At 71.5% G+C, this 18044-nt stretch carries 14 protein-coding genes, 5 tRNA genes, 1 other RNA gene and 1 pseudogene; 9 read left to right on the forward strand and 12 right to left on the reverse strand.

The annotated features are described in order from the left end of the window. Positions 1-155: 155 nt before the first annotated feature. Positions 156-665, reverse strand: coding sequence for a DinB family protein (locus ACFY0P_RS11305; RefSeq protein ID WP_388909905.1), 510 nt, complete (start codon positions 663-665; stop codon positions 156-158). Positions 666-924: 259 nt separating this feature from the next. Here ACFY0P_RS11305 and ACFY0P_RS11310 point away from each other — a divergent pair, with 259 nt between their 5' ends. Beyond that, positions 925-1722: a hypothetical protein gene (locus tag ACFY0P_RS11310; RefSeq protein ID WP_388909908.1), complete on the forward strand. Its 798-nt coding sequence runs from the start codon at positions 925-927 to the stop codon at positions 1720-1722. Positions 1723-1755: 33 nt separating this feature from the next. Here ACFY0P_RS11310 and ACFY0P_RS11315 read toward each other — a convergent pair whose 3' ends face one another. Together ACFY0P_RS11315 and ACFY0P_RS11320 are read right to left on the reverse strand one after the other, a co-directional pair. Further along, positions 1756-2163: an NUDIX domain-containing protein gene (locus tag ACFY0P_RS11315; RefSeq protein WP_388909911.1), complete on the reverse strand. Its 408-nt coding sequence runs from the start codon at positions 2161-2163 to the stop codon at positions 1756-1758. A gap of 64 nt (positions 2164-2227) precedes the next feature. Next, entirely contained in the window at positions 2228-2662 is a 435-nt protein-coding gene (locus ACFY0P_RS11320) for a hypothetical protein (protein ID WP_388909914.1), read from the reverse strand. A 229-nt stretch (positions 2663-2891) separates the two neighbouring features. On the opposite strand from ACFY0P_RS11320, the gene ACFY0P_RS11325 reads away from it, so the two are divergent. Then, positions 2892-2976, forward strand: a tRNA-OTHER gene (locus tag ACFY0P_RS11325). Between the two features lie 536 nt (positions 2977-3512). Next, positions 3513-3735, forward strand: a pseudogene (locus ACFY0P_RS11330) (site-specific integrase); the annotation flags it as partial. Between the two features lie 53 nt (positions 3736-3788). On the opposite strand, the gene ACFY0P_RS11335 reads toward ACFY0P_RS11330, so the two are convergent. Next, positions 3789-3876: transfer RNA gene (locus ACFY0P_RS11335), tRNA-Ser, on the reverse strand. Between the two features lie 72 nt (positions 3877-3948). Here ACFY0P_RS11335 and ffs point away from each other — a divergent pair. The 6 genes from ffs (at position 3949) to ACFY0P_RS11365 (ending at position 13072) form a co-directional block, all read left to right on the forward strand. Then, positions 3949-4047: signal recognition particle sRNA small type (ffs, locus tag ACFY0P_RS11340), an RNA gene on the forward strand. A gap of 45 nt (positions 4048-4092) precedes the next feature. Next, positions 4093-6288: a DNA polymerase III subunit gamma and tau gene (locus ACFY0P_RS11345; protein WP_388909917.1), complete on the forward strand. Its 2196-nt coding sequence runs from the start codon at positions 4093-4095 to the stop codon at positions 6286-6288. 567 nt (positions 6289-6855) lie between these two features. Further along, positions 6856-8109 carry a phosphoribosylamine--glycine ligase gene (gene purD, locus ACFY0P_RS11350; RefSeq protein ID WP_388909920.1) on the forward strand — a complete coding sequence of 418 codons (1254 nt, stop codon included), beginning with the start codon at positions 6856-6858 and terminating at the stop codon, positions 8107-8109. A 277-nt stretch (positions 8110-8386) separates the two neighbouring features. Continuing rightward, a complete protein-coding gene (locus ACFY0P_RS11355) occupies positions 8387-10207 on the forward strand; it encodes a hypothetical protein (RefSeq protein ID WP_388909923.1) in 1821 nt (606 codons plus the stop codon). 376 nt (positions 10208-10583) lie between these two features. Then, positions 10584-12080 (forward strand): N,N-dimethylformamidase beta subunit family domain-containing protein, encoded by a 1497-nt coding sequence (locus ACFY0P_RS11360; protein ID WP_388909926.1) that lies wholly within the window; start codon positions 10584-10586, stop codon positions 12078-12080. Between the two features lie 92 nt (positions 12081-12172). Continuing rightward, on the forward strand, positions 12173-13072 hold the full coding sequence (locus ACFY0P_RS11365; protein WP_388909929.1) for a phosphoribosylaminoimidazolesuccinocarboxamide synthase: 900 nt from the start codon (positions 12173-12175) through the stop codon (positions 13070-13072). A gap of 89 nt (positions 13073-13161) precedes the next feature. Here ACFY0P_RS11365 and ACFY0P_RS11370 read toward each other — a convergent pair. The 8 genes from ACFY0P_RS11370 to ACFY0P_RS11405 form a co-directional block, all read right to left on the reverse strand. Further along, positions 13162-13234: transfer RNA gene (locus tag ACFY0P_RS11370), tRNA-Gly, on the reverse strand. A 22-nt stretch (positions 13235-13256) separates the two neighbouring features. Next, the gene (locus ACFY0P_RS11375) at positions 13257-13871 is read right to left on the reverse strand and encodes a response regulator (protein ID WP_388909932.1); all 615 of its coding nucleotides are present in this window, start codon (positions 13869-13871) and stop codon (positions 13257-13259) included. Next, a complete protein-coding gene (locus tag ACFY0P_RS11380) occupies positions 13868-15115 on the reverse strand; it encodes a sensor histidine kinase (protein ID WP_388909935.1) in 1248 nt (415 codons plus the stop codon). The genes ACFY0P_RS11375 and ACFY0P_RS11380 overlap by 4 nt, the downstream gene beginning before the upstream one ends. Positions 15116-15134: 19 nt before the next feature. Then, entirely contained in the window at positions 15135-15950 is an 816-nt protein-coding gene (locus tag ACFY0P_RS11385; RefSeq protein WP_388909938.1) for an ABC transporter permease, read from the reverse strand. Further along, entirely contained in the window at positions 15947-16870 is a 924-nt protein-coding gene (locus ACFY0P_RS11390) for an ABC transporter ATP-binding protein (protein ID WP_388909941.1), read from the reverse strand. The genes ACFY0P_RS11385 and ACFY0P_RS11390 overlap by 4 nt, the downstream gene beginning before the upstream one ends. Positions 16871-17012: 142 nt before the next feature. Next, a tRNA-Gly gene (locus tag ACFY0P_RS11395) sits at positions 17013-17088 on the reverse strand. Between the two features lie 81 nt (positions 17089-17169). Further along, positions 17170-17241, reverse strand: a tRNA-Gly gene (locus tag ACFY0P_RS11400). A gap of 137 nt (positions 17242-17378) precedes the next feature. Further along, complete coding sequence (locus ACFY0P_RS11405) at positions 17379-17696, reverse strand: Lsr2 family protein (RefSeq protein WP_388909944.1); 318 nt, start codon at positions 17694-17696, stop codon at positions 17379-17381. Positions 17697-18044 lie beyond the last annotated feature (348 nt).

Here is an 18044-nt window from a genome sequence, read left to right on the forward strand (position 1 = left end):
GCCGGTCCGCCTCGTCCCTGAGCAGCATCGTCAGCAGGGAGGCCACGGTCAGGCCGGCTCCGGCCTCGGCCGGGTGGCGGAGCACCTGAACGTCCAGCCGGTGTGCGGCTCGGGAACTCCGGCGACTCCCACCATGGCCCAGGCCGTACGGCTGCTCAGGCGCCCACGGTGCCGTCGACGCCCTCGCGCAGGAAGTCGGCGTGGCCGTTGTGGCGGCCGTACTCCAGCAGCACGTGCAGCATCACCATCCGCAGCGACACCTCCTCCTCCCACCTCGGCTGGTATCCGGCCTGGTCCAGGGAGCCGGCCGCGCGCTCGATACGGCGCGAGGTCTCCACCTCGGCCTCCCAGGCCGCGAACGCCTCCGCCCTGGTCGACCCGCTCGCGTCGTACGCCGCCTGGAAGTCGATCTCGTCGGACCACACCATGGGTGCGTCCTTGTCCTCGAACACCCGGCGGAACCAGGCGCGTTCCACTTCCGCCATGTGCCGCACCAGACCGAGCAGCGACAACGTGGACGGCGGCATCGACCGCCGCCGCAACTGGTCGTCGGTGAGCCCTTCGCACTTCATGGCGAGGGTGGCGCGGTGGTAGTCGAGAAAAGCGCGCAGCATGTCGCGTTCACTGCCGAAGTTGGGCGGTCCTGTGCGGTCGTCGCTGGTCACTGGTCGTACTCCTCATCCGTTCCGCTCGTCCGCTCCGGCATCCGGGCGCAGGAGCAGTATCCGGTTCCCACGGTGTGAGGGGTGCCTTGGGCCGAAAGAGATGCCCTGCCGGGCGTCGCGAGCTTCTGGGGTCCTCGACCTGTGATCATGTGATCGCTCAGTGAAAGTGATGGAAAGTGATCGGCCAGGAGCTCCAGGTCGCGAGGCCCGATGTCGCGTCGCCGTGGAGCGCTCACGGGAACGCGCTGGAGGTGATGTGGTGGACTGGTTGACCTCGCTGCCGGCGGTGGTGCTGGTCGTGGGCGGACTCTTACTCGCCCTGCTGGTCGCGGCGCTGGCGCGGGTCGGCGTCCGGGCGCTCGTACCGGTCGGGGAACGGGACCGGGTGCCGCAGATCGCCACGCCCCTGATGCCGACACTCGGTGCTGCCTTCGCGATCTTTGCGGCACTCTCACTGGCCAGCGAGGCCGGCTACCTGCGCGCGGCCGAGGGGTTGGTGAGCGACGAGGCGGCCGCGGCCTCCCGCCTGGCATGGGCGGCGACCAGCCCGGGAGTCCGGTCGGAGCCGATCCACGCGGCACTGCTGGACTACTTGCGGACCACGCGTGCCAGGGAGTGGGAGGGCACAGCAGCGGCGTCCGGCGACGACCCGGCCACCGCTCGTACGATCGCACGGCTGGAGCGGAGTGTGCGCGCCGAGGCGGGCCGGTCCGATGTGGGAACGGCGACGGGTACGGAGCTGGTGGTCTCCCTGGACGGCGTCACCAGTAGCCGTCGCGCCCGCGTCGCGGCCGCCTCGCGCGAGGTTCCCGCGCTCTACGTCGTCACGCTCGTGGTCAGCGGAGTGGCCTTGATCGTGAACTCCGGCGCACTGGTCTTCCGCAGCAGTCTGCGAACGTCGCTGCTGATCGTCGGGGTGGCGAGCGTGGTCGGGCTGAGCCTGGCGTTGCTCTTCGCACTCAGCGCGCCCTGGAGCGGACCGTTCATCGTCAGCGGGCACCCACTCGACGTCATCATCCGGGACCTGAAGTCCGGCTTCTTCGACGGTGCACCGTAGGCGGCGGGATACCTCCGGATCCGGCTCACCCAATCAAGGAAGCCGCCCGGCCTCGTGAAGCGCGTCGAAGGCCATCCCGTCGACGGCCGAGACGCGGTCCCGATCGGCGTAGCGGAACCACGCCTTCTCGGCGATCTCCCTCGACGGGGTCAGTTCACCGCGGTGCTCGGCGGTGTAACAGATCATCCTGAAGGGGTCGTGATCCGGATGGCCCTCGCCGATCTCGAAGGTGCCGAAGTGCACCATGGAACCGGGGTCGATCGCCGCCTGCAGTTCCTCGTCGATCTCCCGCACCAGGGTCTCGCCGTCGGACTCGCCCGGCTCACGATGACCGCCCGGGAAGTAGAAGCGATCTCTGCCGTGGCTACGCGTCACCAATACCCGGTCGTCCCGAACCAGGATCCACGCCACCTTCTCCGGCACACGGTTGCCATCCGCCATGGTTCGGGACCGTATCGGAGGGCATCGCCTGCGTCCGCACCATCCGCACACTGAGCTTGGGATGCTAACGGTGTTCGGGGAAGGCGGCCGGGCTGAACTGCGACGAAGCGGTGTCGGAGCTTGCGCGTCCGTCGCCTCGATCCCCCGAGTTCCCCGTGGTTCCCCGTACGACCTGGCACGGATCCGGCACGGCCTCTTCGTCGAGCAGCACGGCAAGCTCCCGCAGGTCGTTCGCGACCATGACCTGAGCGAGGCGCCCGGCGATGGCCACGACCTCCGGCCAGACGGGTGTCTGGAGATACTCCGCGTCGGTGTCGTCGAGCGTCTCGACCGCCGCGGCGTTGAGCGCGACACCGAGTTCTCTCATGAGGACGACCTCTTCGTCAGTTCGCAGGCTGACGCCCAGGTACCGCTCCGGCTCGTCGGCGTCGCAGAAGTCGTCGAAGAGTGTGTGGAAGACATGGTCCAGGTCCTCGAACGCCGACGGGTCAAGCCACACCTCCCTCTGCCACGGTGGATTGGCCAGAGCCAAGACAACGGGGACGACGTGAACTCGGTGATTCGCCATGAGTCGGGCTTCTTCACTCACAAGTCCGACCGTAGCGACCACAGCTGGTGGAGGGTGGCCATCCTGGCGCACGATGGGCTCGGCCCTGTGCGCCAGTGGCTTGGGCCTCACCCCATAAAAGAGGTGGGCTCGCCGATCTCAGAGTCAGTAGGATCCGCTCGGCCATGAGTCGTTTAGCGGCCCAAGACGTCGCACTCGGGTTCGCCCCGATGCGGAAACCCCGGTTCGAATCCGGGCCATGTCCACCCCCGGTACGTCCTTGCCCTTCGCGAACGGCGCCCCCGCCATCTCGGAGCCTGTGCGCCTCGCCGGAGACTGGTTCTGGGCGTGGCAGCTTCCCTACGGTGATCGACTCATGTCCCGGATCTGTCACGGCCAGGCGGCTGCGGCGGGTCCCCTCCGATGCCGTTCCCGCCTATGCGGCGAAGCTCCTTCATCGACCCGCTGAGGCGGCCTGAGGAAGCTGACGTGGCAGACAAGAAGTGCACCCGCCACTCCAATGGGGCCTCCTTCATCTCCTGGGCAAGGACAGCAAGTGGCACGGACCAGGGACGATCGGTGTCCGCGACGACGGAAGGCCCGACCGTCGCCACCTCGTGACCGGGCTCGGCCCCACAAGCTGCCGGCACGGCCCACCACGCGGACCGGACGATCCGGGTCGCCCTCGGCGAGGCCGTCCGACGTGGGCCTGCTCGTCGAGGCGGCCAAGCTTCGCAGCAGCGCTCGCTGGGTCGTCGCCCTGGCTCTCGGCCTCCGGCAGGGGGAGGGGCTCGGTCTCCACCGGGACCGCCGTCTCCATGACGCTCGCCACACCGCCGCGACCGTGCCCTGATTCTCGGCGTTCCGGACGTCGTGATCGACGCCATCAGGGGTTGGGAGCCCGAAAGAGCGGCCCGCATGCGCGCTCGCTACATGCATGTGACCAGGGCCATGCTCCGCAAGGTCGCTCAGCACGTCGGGAAGCGCTCTGGGAGCTGTCCGGCACCGGACGGAAAACCGATTGAGACGGACGAACGCCAGAGGGCCGGGCCACTTATTGTGGTCCGGCCCTCTGGGCTGGCGGAGGATACGAGATTCGAACTCGTGAGGGGTTGCCCCCAACACGCTTTCCAAGCGTGCGCCCTAGGCCTCTAGGCGAATCCTCCGCCGGAAACATTACATGACCGAGAGGAGTGCTCGCGAACTCGTTCCCACCTGCTGACGTCGGGTACTCTGTGCAGAGCCCCTCACGCGGCGCTATCTGACTGAACTCCCCCAGGGCCGGAAGGCAGCAAGGGTAGGTTGGCTCTGGCGGGTGCGTGGGGGGCGCTTGCGTTTGCGGGCGGAGCTGGTTGTCAGTGGGCGCCTATAACCTCGTATGCGTGTCGTCTCTCGCGCTGTACCGCCGCTATCGCCCGGAGTCGTTCGCCGAGGTCATCGGGCAGGAGCATGTCACCGACCCGTTGCAGCAGGCGCTGCGGAACAATCGGGTCAATCACGCGTACCTGTTCAGCGGGCCGCGCGGGTGCGGGAAGACGACCAGCGCGCGGATTCTGGCGCGGTGCCTGAACTGCGAGCAGGGGCCGACGCCGACCCCCTGCGGGAAGTGCCAGTCGTGCCAGGACCTGGCGCGCAACGGGCCGGGTTCCATCGACGTCATCGAGATCGACGCGGCCTCTCACGGTGGTGTGGACGACGCCCGTGAGCTGCGCGAGAAGGCCTTCTTCGGGCCCGCCTCCAGCCGTTACAAGATCTACATCATCGACGAGGCCCACATGGTCACGTCGGCCGGCTTCAACGCGCTGCTCAAGGTCGTCGAGGAGCCGCCGGAGCATCTCAAGTTCATCTTCGCCACCACCGAGCCCGAGAAGGTCATCGGGACCATCCGGTCGCGGACCCACCACTATCCGTTCCGGCTGGTGCCGCCGGGCACGCTGCGGGACTACCTCGGCGAGGTGTGCGGCAAGGAGCAGATCCCCGTCGAGGACGGAGTGCTCCCGCTCGTCGTCCGCGCCGGCGCCGGGTCCGTGCGTGACTCCATGTCCGTCATGGACCAGCTGCTCGCCGGGGCCACCGAGGAGGGTGTGACGTATGCCATGGCCACCTCCCTGCTCGGCTACACGGACGGCTCACTGCTCGACTCCGTGGTCGAGGCCTTCGCGACCGGGGACGGCGCCGCCGCCTTCGAGGTCGTCGACCGGATCATCGAGGGGGGCAACGACCCGCGCCGCTTCGTCGCCGACCTGCTGGAGCGGCTGCGGGACCTGGTGATCCTCGCCGCCGTGCCGGACGCCGTGGAGAAGGGGCTGTTCGACGCCCCCGCCGACGTTCTCGAACGGATGCAGGCCCAGGCCGGCACCTTCGGCGCCGCCGAGCTCAGCCGCGCCGCCGACCTCGTCAACGAGGGCCTGACGGAGATGCGCGGCGCCACCTCGCCACGCCTCCAGCTGGAGCTGATCTGCGCCCGCGTGCTGCTGCCGGCCGCGTACGGCGACGAGCGGTCCGTGATGGCCCGCCTCGACCGCCTGGAGCGCGGCGTCAACTTCTCGGGCGGAGGCGGCGCGCCCGCCATGGGGTACGTCCCCGGACCCGAGGCACATGTGCAGCCTCCGGCTCCTGTGCAGCAGGGGGGCGGTCCGGCGGCGGCCCGGGCGGCCGTACGAGGCGGAGCGGCCCCCGCCCCCGCCCCGGCCCCGGCAGCACCTGCGCAGACTCCAGAGCCTCCAGCTCCAGCTCCGGCTCCGACTCCGGTTCCGGCCGCCGCCCCCACCCCGCCTCCGGCCGCCGCGGCTGCTCCCGCGCCCGGCGCCTGGCCGACGGCGGCCCCCGCAGGCGGCGGTGGTACGCGTCGCCCCGGCGGCTGGCCGACGGCCACGGGCGGCGCTCCGGCGGCCCAGCAGAGCCCGCCGCCCTCGGCGCCCCCGGCAGCCTCGCCGGCCCCGGCCCCGGCCGCCGCTCCCGCCCCGGCATCCGCCGCTGCCCCTGCCGGTGGCCTCGACCCCCGTGTGCTCTGGCCGAACATCCTGGAAGCGGTGAAGAACCGCCGCCGCTTCACCTGGATCCTGCTCAGCCAGAACGCCCAGGTCGCCGGTTTCGACGGCACCACCCTCCAGGTCGGCTTCGTCAACGCCGGCGCCCGCGACAACTTCGCGAGCAGCGGCAGTGAGGACGTGCTGCGGCAGGCGCTGACCGAGCAGTTCGGTGTGCAGTGGCGGATCGAGGCGGTCGTGGACCCGACGGGCGGCGGCGCGGCTCCGCCCAGCACCGGGTACGGCGGCGGGCCGCCCGGCGGCTACGGCGCGCCTGCGGCGTCCGGCTACGGCAGCGCGGCCCCGGCCCGCCCTGCGCCCGCCCAGCAGGCCCCGGCGGCCACCCCGGCCCAGAGCGCGCCGCCACCCACCCCGAGGGCAGCGGCACCGGCCTCTGCGCCCACCGCCCCGGAACCGCCACCGGTGTCCCCCGAGGACGACATCCCCGAGGAGGACGACCCCGACCTCGACGAGTCGGCCCTCTCCGGCCACGAACTGATCGTGAGGGAACTGGGGGCGACGGTGGTGGAGGAGATCCAGAACGAGTGACGCGCGGCGGCCGCCGACGGCTCGGCGGGGGTTGCCCGCGCAGTTCCCCGCGCCCCTGGGTTTCTCAGCGCATCCGGCGCGGGAGAGCACCACTCCGGGGCGCTCCGCTGGTAGCGCCGTGCTGCGCCGGTGGTCGACTGCGGCGCCGTCGTGGCTGGTCGCGCAGTTCCCCGCGCCCCTTACGGGGCGCTGCCGCTTAGCCCGTTAGGCGTGTGAGCCAGCAACCACTCCCTCAGCCCGTGCGGCTTGTCAGGCAGCAACCACTGCCTCAGCCCGTCCGGCTTGTCAGGCAGCAACCACTGCCTCAGCCCGTCCGGCGTGTGAGGCAGCAATCACTCCCTCAGCCCGTCCGGCTTGTCAGGCAGCAGTCACCCTCAGCCCGTCCGGCGTGTGAGGCAGCAACCACCCCCAGCCCGTCCGGCGTTTGAGGACAAGGCCGTTCGGGCCGAAGTGGGGGTTTGGGGGCGGCAGCCCCCAAGGGTGCGGCCACCTCAGCAGGGCGGCCATCTCTCGGCCCAGCCCCCTTGGACGAACCTCCAGTCGGCCCACCCAGCTACGCTGGCCCCCGTGAAGGTCCTCGTCATCGGCAGCGGCGCCCGCGAACACGCCCTGTGCCGCTCTCTGTCCCTCGATTCCGACGTCACCGCGCTGCACTGCGCCCCCGGCAACGCCGGCATCGCCGAGGTGGCCGAGCTGCACCAGGTCGATGCCCTGGACGGCGGGGCCGTGGCCTCGCTCGCCCTGGAACTCGGCGCCGACCTCGTGGTCGTCGGCCCGGAGGCCCCCCTGGTCGCCGGGGTCGCCGACGCCGTGCGCGAGGCCGGCATCCCGGTCTTCGGCCCCTCCCGGGAGGCCGCGGAGATCGAGGGGTCCAAGGCGTTCGCCAAGGACGTGATGGCGGGGGCCGGAGTCCCCACCGCCCGTTCATACGTTTGCACAAACGCCGAGGAGGTCGCCGAGGCGCTGGACGCCTTCGGCGCACCGTACGTCGTGAAGGACGACGGCCTCGCCGCCGGCAAGGGCGTCGTCGTCACGGACGACCTGGACGCCGCCAAGGCGCACGCGGCCGCCTGCGACCGCGTCGTCATCGAGGAGTTCCTGGACGGCCCCGAGGTCTCCCTCTTCGCGATCACCGACGGCGAGACGGTCCTCCCGCTGCAGCCCGCGCAGGACTTCAAGCGCGCCCTGGACGGCGACGAGGGGCCGAACACGGGCGGCATGGGGGCCTACTCCCCGCTGCCCTGGGCCGACCCCAAGCTCGTCGACGAGGTCCTGGAGACCGTCCTCCAGCCGACCGTCGACGAGATGCGGCGCCGCGGCACCCCGTTCTCCGGTCTCCTCTACGCCGGCCTCGCGATCACCTCGCGCGGCGTGCGGGTCATCGAGTTCAACGCCCGCTTCGGCGACCCGGAGACCCAGGTGGTCCTCGCCCGCCTGAAGACCCCGCTGGCCGGTGTCCTGCTCGCCGCCGCGAACGGCACCCTCGCCGACCTCCCGCCGCTGCGCTGGCGCGACGACGCGGCCGTCACCGTCGTCGTCGCCTCGCACAACTACCCGGACACCCCGCGCACCGGCGACCCCATCACCGGCCTCGACGCCATCGCCGCCGAGGACGCGCCGCACGCCTACGTCCTGCACGCGGGGACGAAGCGGGCCGGCGACGACGTCGTCAGCGCCGGCGGCCGGGTCCTCTCCGTCACGGCGACCGGCGCGGACCTGACCCAGGCCCGTGAGCGGGCGTACGCGGCGGTGGCGCGGATCGGCCTCGACGGTTCCCAGCACCGTACGGACATCGCCGCGAAGGCGGCGGCGGAGGCCTGACCTCTCCGTCTCCGCAGACCCGTCCCTGATCAGGCCCCGGACCCGAAATCCGGGGCCTGATCGTTGCTGTCTGTCGATCACCTCTGACCAAAGCCATTCCATCGAGTGACCGATGCCTTATCCGGCTGACGGGGGCCGAGGCCCCAACTAGGGTGCGGCGCAGGCGTTCCGGCACTTGGCCCACCGGCATTGCGATGTCAGTGGTGGGTGCCACAGTGGGGGAGTGAGCAACAGCCAGGACAGGCCGAGGACAGCAGGGAGGGGGTGAGGTCCGGACGTGACCAGTACCGGTATCGGTGCGGAGGCGGGAGCGCAGGCAGCGCGTACCCGGGCCCTCGCCGTGCTGCGCATCCGCGGCCGGGCCCTGGCCGTGGCCCTGCTCCCCGCCGCGGCCACGGTGATCCTGCTGACCGGCGGTTCCACCGGCCACTTCGTCGGCCGCGGCTGGGACGCCGCCCGCTGGATCGTGGGCGCCCTCGCCGTGCTCGTACTGCTGGCCGCCGCCGGTATCGCCCTGGTCGTGGCCCGCGCCCGCCCGGCCGTGAGTCCCACGGTCCCCATCCCGGAGGACTCCGCCCCGGACCTGTACCGGATGGTGCGCGACCTGGCCGACCGCCTCGACGTGCCGGCGCCCTCCGCCATAGCGCTCACCCCGGACTGCGACAGCTGGCTGGAGGACCGCACCCACCCGGCCCACGGCCCGCCCGCGCCCCAGGGCGGCGACGAGCTCGGCACCCTGGGCCCGCACCGCCGCACCCCGGCCGCCCCCGTCCTCGTCATCGGCTCCCCGTTCCTGTGGTGGATGCGGGTCGGCGAGCTCCGCGCGGTCCTCGCCCCGGTCGTCGCCGGTACGGGACCCTCGGCGCAGCCGGACATAGCCGCCGCCCGCCGGTTCGTACGGGGCCTGGACGCGGCGGTGGCGGTCTCCGCGGCGCCCGCCCGATGTCCGGCCACCCGCCTGGTGTGCGCGGGCGTCGCCTGGGTGGCCCGGCTGCTGCTGCGCGGCTGCCGGGAGCACGCGGCGCTGATGGAGCGCGGGGTCGCCGCCGCGGCCGCCGAGCGGGCGCAGGCCGTCGACTACGGACTGCGGATCGTCGCCCAGGAACAGGTCGGCCTGGCCTATGCCGGCTGGGACCGCCTGCTCACCCGGGTCGCGCTGCCCGCCTGGCGGATGGGCCGCTGGCCCTCCCGGCTGGACGCGGGCGTGGTCGCGGCCCTCACCGAGCTGTCCCGGCGCGACCGGCTGGCGGAGGGCTTCGCCTCCCGGCTGGGCGAGCGGCCCGCCTGCGACCTGCTGGAGGAGCCGGGGCTTGTGGACGAGGCCGCCTCGCTGCTCGCCGCCCGCCTCTTCCACGGCGGCCCCGCCGAGCCCGGCCCGGCCTGGTCGCCGGTGGCCTGGCAGGAGTACCCGGACGAGGTCGTCGACCGCACCTGGCGCACCGAGGCGGCCCGCCTGCACCGCGTCCTGGACGCCCTCGGCGTGCGTGCCACCCTCGACCCGGCCGCCCCTGACCCCGGCGGTCCCACCCTGGCCCGGGTCCTGGACCACCTGACCGACCCGGCCGCCCCTGGCAGGCGCCGGTGCCTTCCGGCGTACGACGAGGACCCCCGCACCTCCGGCTACGACGAGGAAGCCGACGAGCCCACCGGTACCGAACGCAGCGCCGCCCTCGCCGCCGGCCTCACCGCGGCCCTCGCCCGCGAGGAGCACGAGGGAGCGCACGAGGGAACGCACACGGGAGCGACCGACACCGCGCGCCCCGGCTCCCCCGCGGCCGCCGGCCAGGGCGGCGGCCCCGGCAGTCCCCTCTGGGACGACGGAGCCCTGCCCCTCTTCCCGCTCCAGCCCCCGCGCACCGCCCGCGAACTCCTCGCCGACCACGTGAAGGCGATGGTGTGCTGTGCGGCCGTGGACACCGCCGGAGCCACCCCCGGCCTGGACTGGCTCGACGGCCCGGCCCTGCTGGTCGACGGCGAGCGCGCCGCCGACCTGACGCCCAGAGTCCTCAGCCTCATCGAGGAGGGAGACCCGGCCCCGCTGCGGGCCTGGCTGGTCGAATCCGGAATACGTCCCGAGAAACCGGTCCGACTGGTCTGACCTCGGCGTTTCGGCGCTTTAGCGGAGCAAACTGTTCCACTTCAGGCAAATTCGCAACGAACCGTGACCGGACGCGTGCGTTATGTGATGTGCTGGGATCGTTCGCGGATGTGGCAAGCGCATCCGACATAAGACAGACGCCACAGTCACAGCACGGCACAGCGCGGCCGGTCGGATCAGAACCGGGCGCAACCAGGCACAACAACGCAGGCGCAAGACCACAGCCGCAACAACGCAGGCGACGAGCACAGCCGCAAGAACGCAGCCGCAAGAGCACAGCCGCAGGCACGACGGCAAAAGACGCACACAGGCATCGCACATCGCACATCGGCTCGTATCAGCACACTTCACGGGGGCACGAGGGAGGGGAGCCACCATGGCATCGGACCAGATCCGCCGCTGGGAGTCGGGAGCACTCGCGCACGCCGTCACGGATCCCTTCGGTCAGGGGCCCGTTCCCTGGCTGCGCGGCAGCGAGACCTATTTCGACGACACCGGTCATGTCGTCCCCTGGTACGTGGACCCCAGCCGGCCACAGCCCACCGGCGAAAACCCCCGGGTCCCCGCACCGCGCACCGCCATCGGCGGCCCACGCTCGGCGGACGACGTGCACCGCCAGATCAAAGGATTCACCTCGACCGGCGCGGTCACCCCGGGCGAGGCCGTCGACTTCCACATCACCGTCGACCCGCCGCAGGAATTCAGCGTCGACATCTACCGCATCGGCCACTACGGCGGCGACGGCGCATCCAAGATCACCACCAGCCCCCGGCTGTCCGGCATCGTCCAGCCGCCGCCGCTGGCCGCCGACCGCACGGTCTCCTGCCACCACTGGTGGCTGTCCTGGCGGCTGCAGGTCCCGTCGTACTGGAGCATCGGCGCGTACGTCGCCGTGCTCACCACGGCCGACGGCTACCGCTCCCACGTGCCCTTCACGATCCGCGACAACCACCCGGCCGACCTGCTGCTCCTGCTGCCGGACATCACCTGGCAGGCGTACAACCTCTACCCGGAGGACGGCCACACCGGCGCCAGCCTCTACCACGCCTGGGACGAGCGGGGCCGGCTGCTCGGCGAGGCCGACGCGGCGACCACCGTCTCCTTCGACCGGCCGTACGCGGGCGCCGGCCTGCCCCTGCACGTCGGCCACGCCTACGACTTCATCCGCTGGGCCGAGCGCTACGGCTACGACATCGCCTACGCCGACGCCCGCGACCTGCACGCCGGCCGCGTCGACCCCGCCCGCTACCGGGGCCTGGTCTTCCCGGGCCACGACGAGTACTGGTCGCCGCAGATGCGCCGCGCGGTCGAGCTGGCCCGGGACAGCGGTACGAGCCTCGTCTTCCTCTCCGCCAACACCATGTACTGGCAGGTGGAGCTGGGGCCCTCGCCGTCCGGGGTCGCGGACCGCCTGCTGACCTGCCGAAAACGCAAGGGCCCGGGAAAGCCCGTGCTCTGGCGCGAGATCGACCGGCCCGAACAGCAGACGGTCGGCATCCAGTACGCGGGCCGGGTGCCAGAGCCGTACCCCCTGATCGTGCGCAACGCCGGGCACTGGCTCTGGGAGGCCACCGGCGCGCACGAGGGCGACGAACTCCCGGGCCTGGTGGCGGGCGAGGCCGACCGCTACTTCCCGCGCACCGCGCTGCCCGAGCACGAGGAGCGCATCCTGCTCGCCCACTCCCCCTACACCGACAACGACGGCGTCCTGCGCCACCAGGAGACCTCCCTCTACCGCGCCCCCTCCGGTGCCCTGGTCTTCGCCGCCGGCACCTTCGCCTGGTCCCCGGCCCTGGACCGGCCCGGCCACATCGACCCCCGGGTCCAGCGCGCCACCGCCAACCTCCTGGACCGCATCTGCAAACACGACTGATGCGCACAGGTGTCCGCGCGGCCCCGCTGTCCGTGCGCAACCCGGCATACGGGAGAATCGAGGGCACCTGTACAGAACCACGGGGAGGAACCGTGTCCGGATTCGTCGAAAAGCCCGAGCCCGTGGAGGTGCCGGGTCTGGTGCATCTGCACACCGGCAAGGTGCGCGAGCTGTACCAGAACGCGGCCGGAGACCTCGTGATGGTCGCCAGCGACCGCTTGTCCGCTTACGACTGGGTGCTGCCGACCGAGATCCCCGACAAGGGCCGGGTACTCACCCAGCTCTCCCTGTGGTGGTTCGACAAGCTCGCCGACCTGGCACCCAACCACGTCATCAGCACCGAGCTGCCCGAGGGCGCCCCCGCCGACTGGGCGGGCCGCACCCTGATCTGCAAGTCCCTGAAGATGCTCCCGGTGGAGTGCGTGGCCCGCGGCTACCTCACCGGCTCGGGCCTCGCCGAGTACCAGGAGTCCCGCACGGTCTGCGGCCTCGCCCTCCCCGAGGGCCTGGTCGACGGCTCCGAGCTGCCCGCCCCGATCTTCACCCCGGCCACCAAGGCCGAGGTCGGCGAGCACGACGAGAACGTGTCGTACGAGGAGGTCGCCCGCCAGGTCGGCGCCGAGACGGCCGCTCAGCTGCGTCAGGCCACCCTCGCGGTGTACGGGCGGGCCCGGGACATCGCCCGGGACCGGGGGATCATCCTGGCCGACACGAAGTTCGAGTTCGGCTTCGAGAACGACACCCTGGTCCTCGCCGACGAGGTCCTCACCCCGGACTCGTCCCGGTTCTGGCCGGCCGACGAGTGGCAGCCGGGGCGCGCCCAGCCGTCGTTCGACAAGCAGTACGTGCGCGACTGGCTGACCTCGGCCGAGTCCGGCTGGGACCGCAAGAGCGAGCAGCCCCCGCCGCCGCTGCCGGAGCAGGTGGTCGAGGCGACCCGCGCCAAGTACATCGAGGCGTACGAGCGGTTGACGGGCAGCACCTGGTCGTGACGGAGGCATCTCCCGGGCCCCCGGGCCCGGGAGAACCGAAGGCCGCGAACGCGGAAGGCCCCCGGCGGAAACCGGGGGCCTTCTCTCTGAGCGGACGACGAGGCTCGAACTCGCGACCTCAACCTTGGCAAGGTTGCGCTCTACCAACTGAGCTACGTCCGCATGCGCCGTGGCGCGAGAGCAACTATACCCAACCTCGCTCCCGTGCGAGACGCACTGCCGCATGACGGTTCTCCGCACCGAGTTTGGTGACGGCCGAGGAGAGGTAGTTCCGCACGGTCCCCGGCGACAGCGCGGCCCGCTCGGCGATCTCCGTGACCGGCGCCCCGTCGGCGGCCAGCTCCAGCACCTCCGCCTCCCGCGCGGTGAGCGGCGAGTCCCCGGCGGAGATCGCGTCGGCGGCCAACTCCGGGTCGATGTAGCGGTTTCCGGCGTGCACGGTCCGGATGATCTCCGCGAGCCGCTGGGCACTCACCGTCTTCGGGACGAACCCGCGCACACCGGCGGCCAGCGCCCGCTTCAGATGGCCGGGCCGTCCGTGACCGGTGACGATCAGCACCTGGCAGCCGGGCAGTTCGGCACGGAGCGATGTGGCGACCCTCACACCGTCGGCTCCCGGCATCTGCAGGTCCAGCACCGCCACGTCGGGCCGGTGGGCCCGCGCCATGGCCAGCGCCTCGGGCCCGCTCGCCGCCTCGGCGACGACGATCAGGTCGTCCTCGAGCCCGAGCAGCGCGGCCAGGGCGCCCCGGATCAGATGCTCGTCGTCCGCGAGCAACAGCCGTACCGGAGACATCATGAAGTGACTCCACTCACACTCGTATCGGCCGTCGTACGACCGGACAGCGGGACCGACGCCACCACCCGGAAGCCGTCCGCCCCGACCGGCCCCGCCTCCAGCGACCCGTCGACCACCGCGAGCCGCTCCCGCAGCCCGGCCAGCCCGGACCCACCACCCCCACCGCTCCCGCGCACCACAACCCCGTCGTTCTCCACCGTCAGCACCACAGATCCCTCCCGCACCCGCAGTCCCACCGCGCACCGCCCCGCATCCCCGTGCCGCAGCACGTTGGTGGTCGCCTCCCGCACCACCCACCCGAGTGCCGACTGCACCTCGGCGGGCAGCCCGGTGGCGTCGCCGGTCACCTCGCAGGTGAATCCCGCGGCGGTCAGCACACCTTGCGCACCGGCGAGTTCGGCCCCCAGGTCGGCGTCCCGGTAGCCCCGTACGACATCCCGTACCTCCCGCTGCGACTCCTGCGCGATCCGCTGCACCTCGATCATCTGCTCGACGGCGGCGGGCCGTTCCCGCCGGGCCAGCTGGACGGCCAGTTCGCTCTTGAGGGCGATGACGGCGAGGTTCCGGCCGAGGACGTCGTGCAGATCGCGCCCGAACCGCAGCCGTTCCTCGGCGACGGCGAGCCGGGTCCGGGTCTCGCGGGCCTCGTCGAGTTCGTAGACGGCGTTCAGCAGCCAGACGGAGAAGATGGAGGTGGCGGCGAGGAAGCTGCCCGAGAGGAACACCACGAACGCCGTGACCACTGCTTCAGGCCCAGGAACGCCCAGCGGCAAGGACACCACGGCCGCCCCGAACGCGAAGCCCGTGGTCTGCGCCACCACGCGCCGCCGGCTCCGTACGCCCAGCGCCATGGTGCCGGCCCCGAAAGCCAAGACCATGGCGAAGACGGTCGCCGTCGCGTTCTCCGTGTCGTCGCTTGCGCCACCGTGCTTGCGCAGGACCAGAGCCGCGACGGCGAAGACGCAGGTCGCCGCTCCCAGCACCCACAGCAGCCGCACCGGCTGCTCCCGCCGACCCCGCGTCCAGTCCAGCGCCCGGGAGGCGGTCAGCGCGCAGAGCAGCGCGTGACCGACGACCATCCCCACCAGCCAGCCGGCCACCCCCGCTCGCGCCTGCGCGAACAGCGGCAGCCCGATCGCCGCGACCTCGATCACCGCGAAGAAGTGGAACGACCACCGCGTGTACGTCTCGACCTTGGCGGGCGTGGTCTTCCCCCGCCACCAGCCGCCTGCTGCCCCGCTCATCCCGGTCCCGCCCCCGCCCTCAGCGCCGAGGTTCCCAGCGGAACCACCGCCGTACAGCAAACACCGCGACCACGGTCCAGGCCAGCGCGACGAGGACGGTGCCCAGGGCCTGGCCCGTGCTCAGCTCGCCGGTCCAGCCGGCCCGGACCAGCCGGACGGCCGGGGAGAGCGGGAGGAACTCGCCGGCCCTGGCCACCCGGTCGGGCAGGGCGTCCGCGGGGACGGCGACACCCGAGCCCAGCATGGAGACGAAGACCAGGGGCAGCGCGGTGACCTGGGCACTCTCGGTGGTCCGGGTGAAGGCCGAGGTGAGCGCGGCGAGCGCGGCACTGATCAGCAGGCCGGTCAGCAGACCGAGCACGGTGAGGTACGGCGCCTCGGGTGCGCCCGCGTCGAGCAGCACCGCGCAGCCGGCGGTCAGCACCAGCGCCTGCGCCAGGCCGAGGCAGACGGCGGGCAGGGCGGTCCCGGCCAGGATCTCCGCGTCGGCGAGCTCGCCGGTGCGCAGCCGTTTGAGGACGAGTTCCTCGCGGCGGGCGACGTAGGCGCTCACCAGGGAGGTGTACACGGCGAAGAGGAAGGAGAAGCCGATCGCGGCCGTCAGCATCAGGACGCCGGTGTTCAGCCCTTTCCCCTTGACGTCGAGCTGGTCGATCGCGGGCCGTACGGTGATCGGCAGGGAGAGCGGCACGAGCAGGGCGACGAGCACCGTGCCGCGGTTGCGGCCGAGGAGCAGCAGTTCGGCACGGGCGAGGGCGGCCAGCCGGCGACGGACCGCGACCGCGGTGCCCACCGCCGGGCGTCCGCCGAGAGCCGGCGTGGTCGGCGCGGTCATGCGGCCGCCTCCTGTGCGATCCCCAGGAACGCCTCCTCCAGCGAGGCCGACCGCACCTCCAGCCGTCCCAGCTCGATCCCGGTCCGTTCGGCCCACCCCAGCACCCCGGTGGCGGTCCGCTGCACCTCGCGGGTCCGCAGCCGTACGAGCCTGCCGTCGAGCTCGTGTCCGCACACGCCCATCGCGGCGAGCGGCGGCAGGTCTCCGAGGAAGTAGCCGGTGGGCAGCTCGAAGGACATCCGCGCGGGCCGGCCGGCGGTCACCTCGCCCGGTGTCCCTGCGGCCGCGATGCGCCCCTCGTGCAGGATCGCGAGCCGGTCGGCGAGGTCATCGGCCTCCTCCAGGTAGTGGGTGGTGAGCAGGACGGCCGTCCCGTCGTCGCGCAGGGCGCGCACCAACTCCCAGGTGTCCCGGCGGCCTTCGGCGTCGAGTCCGGTCGTCGGCTCGTCCAGGAACAGCACCTCGGGCCGGCCGAGCAGCGCGAGTGCCAGGTCGAGGCGGCGCCGCTCCCCGCCGGAGAGCTGCTTGACCCGGACGTCCGTCCGGCCGCCGAGCCCGACCAGGCCGAGCGCCTCGGCCGTGGGCCGGGCTCCCGTCGTACAGCCGGCCCACATCCGTACCGTCTCGCGGACGGTCAGCTCGGAGGGGAAGCCGCCCTCCTGGAGCATCACGCCGGTGCGCGGGCGTACGGCGGCCCGCTCCCGGTGCGGGTCGTGCCCCAGTACCCGTACCCGGCCCCCGTCCGGCGGCGCGAGTCCTTCGAGCAGTTCGACCGTCGATGTCTTTCCGGCGCCGTTGGTGCCGAGCAGCGCGAAGATCTCCCCGCGGCCCACGGAGAAGGTGATTCCGCGGACCGCCTCGAACCCGCCTCCGTAGACACGCCGGAGATCTGTGACCTCAATCACGTGTTCGTCGTCCATGACTCCAGCGTCCCGGCGGCGGGGGTCCGGGAGCAGTGCGCGGTGTCATCACTCGCCATGACAAATGTCAGGGGGATCCCGGCAGCCGCACGTGGGCGCACGAAAAAACCCCAGTCATACGACTGGGGTTTCCTCTACGAGCTGGAGCGGACGACGAGGCTCGAACTCGCGACCTCAACCTTGGCAAGGTTGCGCTCTACCAACTGAGCTACGTCCGCACTGCTCCCGACCGGCTCCCACCGATCGGTGCGAGCACCAGCCTACCTGATCCACAAGCATGCTCAGGACCGGCGGTGCAGAGCGGGTGACAGGAATTGCACACTGCGCCTTCCCCCTGGAAGGGGGATGTTCTACTACTGAACTACACCCGCATGTACTCCGTGGGCTTCGGCTTTTCGGCCGGGCCCGTCGGCGTGCTCCAGACATTAGCTGATCAGCAGGGGGGTAGCGCAAGTCGGCTGCTCTCAGGGGCGGCTGACGCCTCCTGAGAGCAGCCGGCCGCCCCTTGTCACTGGGCGGCGCTGAACGCCTCGTACACCTTCTTCGGGATGCGGCCGCGGGCCGGGACATCCATCTTGTTCGCCTGCGCCCAGGCGCGGACGGCCGCCGGGTCGGGGGCGACCTCCGTCTGCTTGTACGCCTTGCCCGACCTCGACCGCTTGCGGCCGGCCACCACGTACGGCTCCAGGGCCTTGCGCAGTTTCTTGGCGTTGGCTGGATTCAGATCGATCTCGTACGACTTGCCGTCGAGTCCGAAGGCGATCGTTTCCGCCGCTTCCGAGCCGTCGATGTCGTCAAAGAGAGTGACCACGACCTTCTGCGCCACGAATATTCGGTCCCTTCGTGTGGCACGTCTATACAGCTCATCGTCAGCGCATCGGCGACGACCGCGACGGCGGAAGATGACGTGCCGAGTATCGGCTATTGCCAATTCATTTGTACAGTGCCTGGCAATACAAAGTGAAGCCCGACTAAATCCGTCCGCGTGTCCCCAGCGCAATAGATGTCGCGGACGAACCCGGGGAACTTTCCCAGAATTTTTCGTGAGGATCCGCCGCTGTCACCCGATCGTGATGCGGCTCACGTAGTTTCCTACAACTCTACCCGCGTAGAAATTTTGTGCGGGTAGTCTGAAGACACCGGTCGGAGACCACCGACGGGTATCACGGGTATC

Origin of the sequence: Streptomyces sp. NPDC001714, from assembly GCF_042892755.1 — a bacterium.
Lineage (GTDB): Bacteria > Actinomycetota > Actinomycetes > Streptomycetales > Streptomycetaceae > Streptomyces.

Coding starts and splice junctions, on each gene's coding strand:
- ACFY0P_RS11315 (WP_388909911.1), bottom strand. CDS start 2,163: ATGGCGGATGGCAACCGTGTGCCGGAGAAGGTGGCGTGGATCCTGGTT.
- ACFY0P_RS11390 (WP_388909941.1), bottom strand. CDS start 16,870: ATGGACGACGAACACGTGATTGAGGTCACAGATCTCCGGCGTGTCTAC.
- ACFY0P_RS11385 (WP_388909938.1), bottom strand. CDS start 15,950: ATGACCGCGCCGACCACGCCGGCTCTCGGCGGACGCCCGGCGGTGGGC.
- ACFY0P_RS11380 (WP_388909935.1), bottom strand. CDS start 15,115: ATGAGCGGGGCAGCAGGCGGCTGGTGGCGGGGGAAGACCACGCCCGCC.
- ACFY0P_RS11375 (WP_388909932.1), bottom strand. CDS start 13,871: ATGATGTCTCCGGTACGGCTGTTGCTCGCGGACGACGAGCATCTGATC.
- ACFY0P_RS11360 (WP_388909926.1), top strand. CDS start 10,584: ATGGCATCGGACCAGATCCGCCGCTGGGAGTCGGGAGCACTCGCGCAC.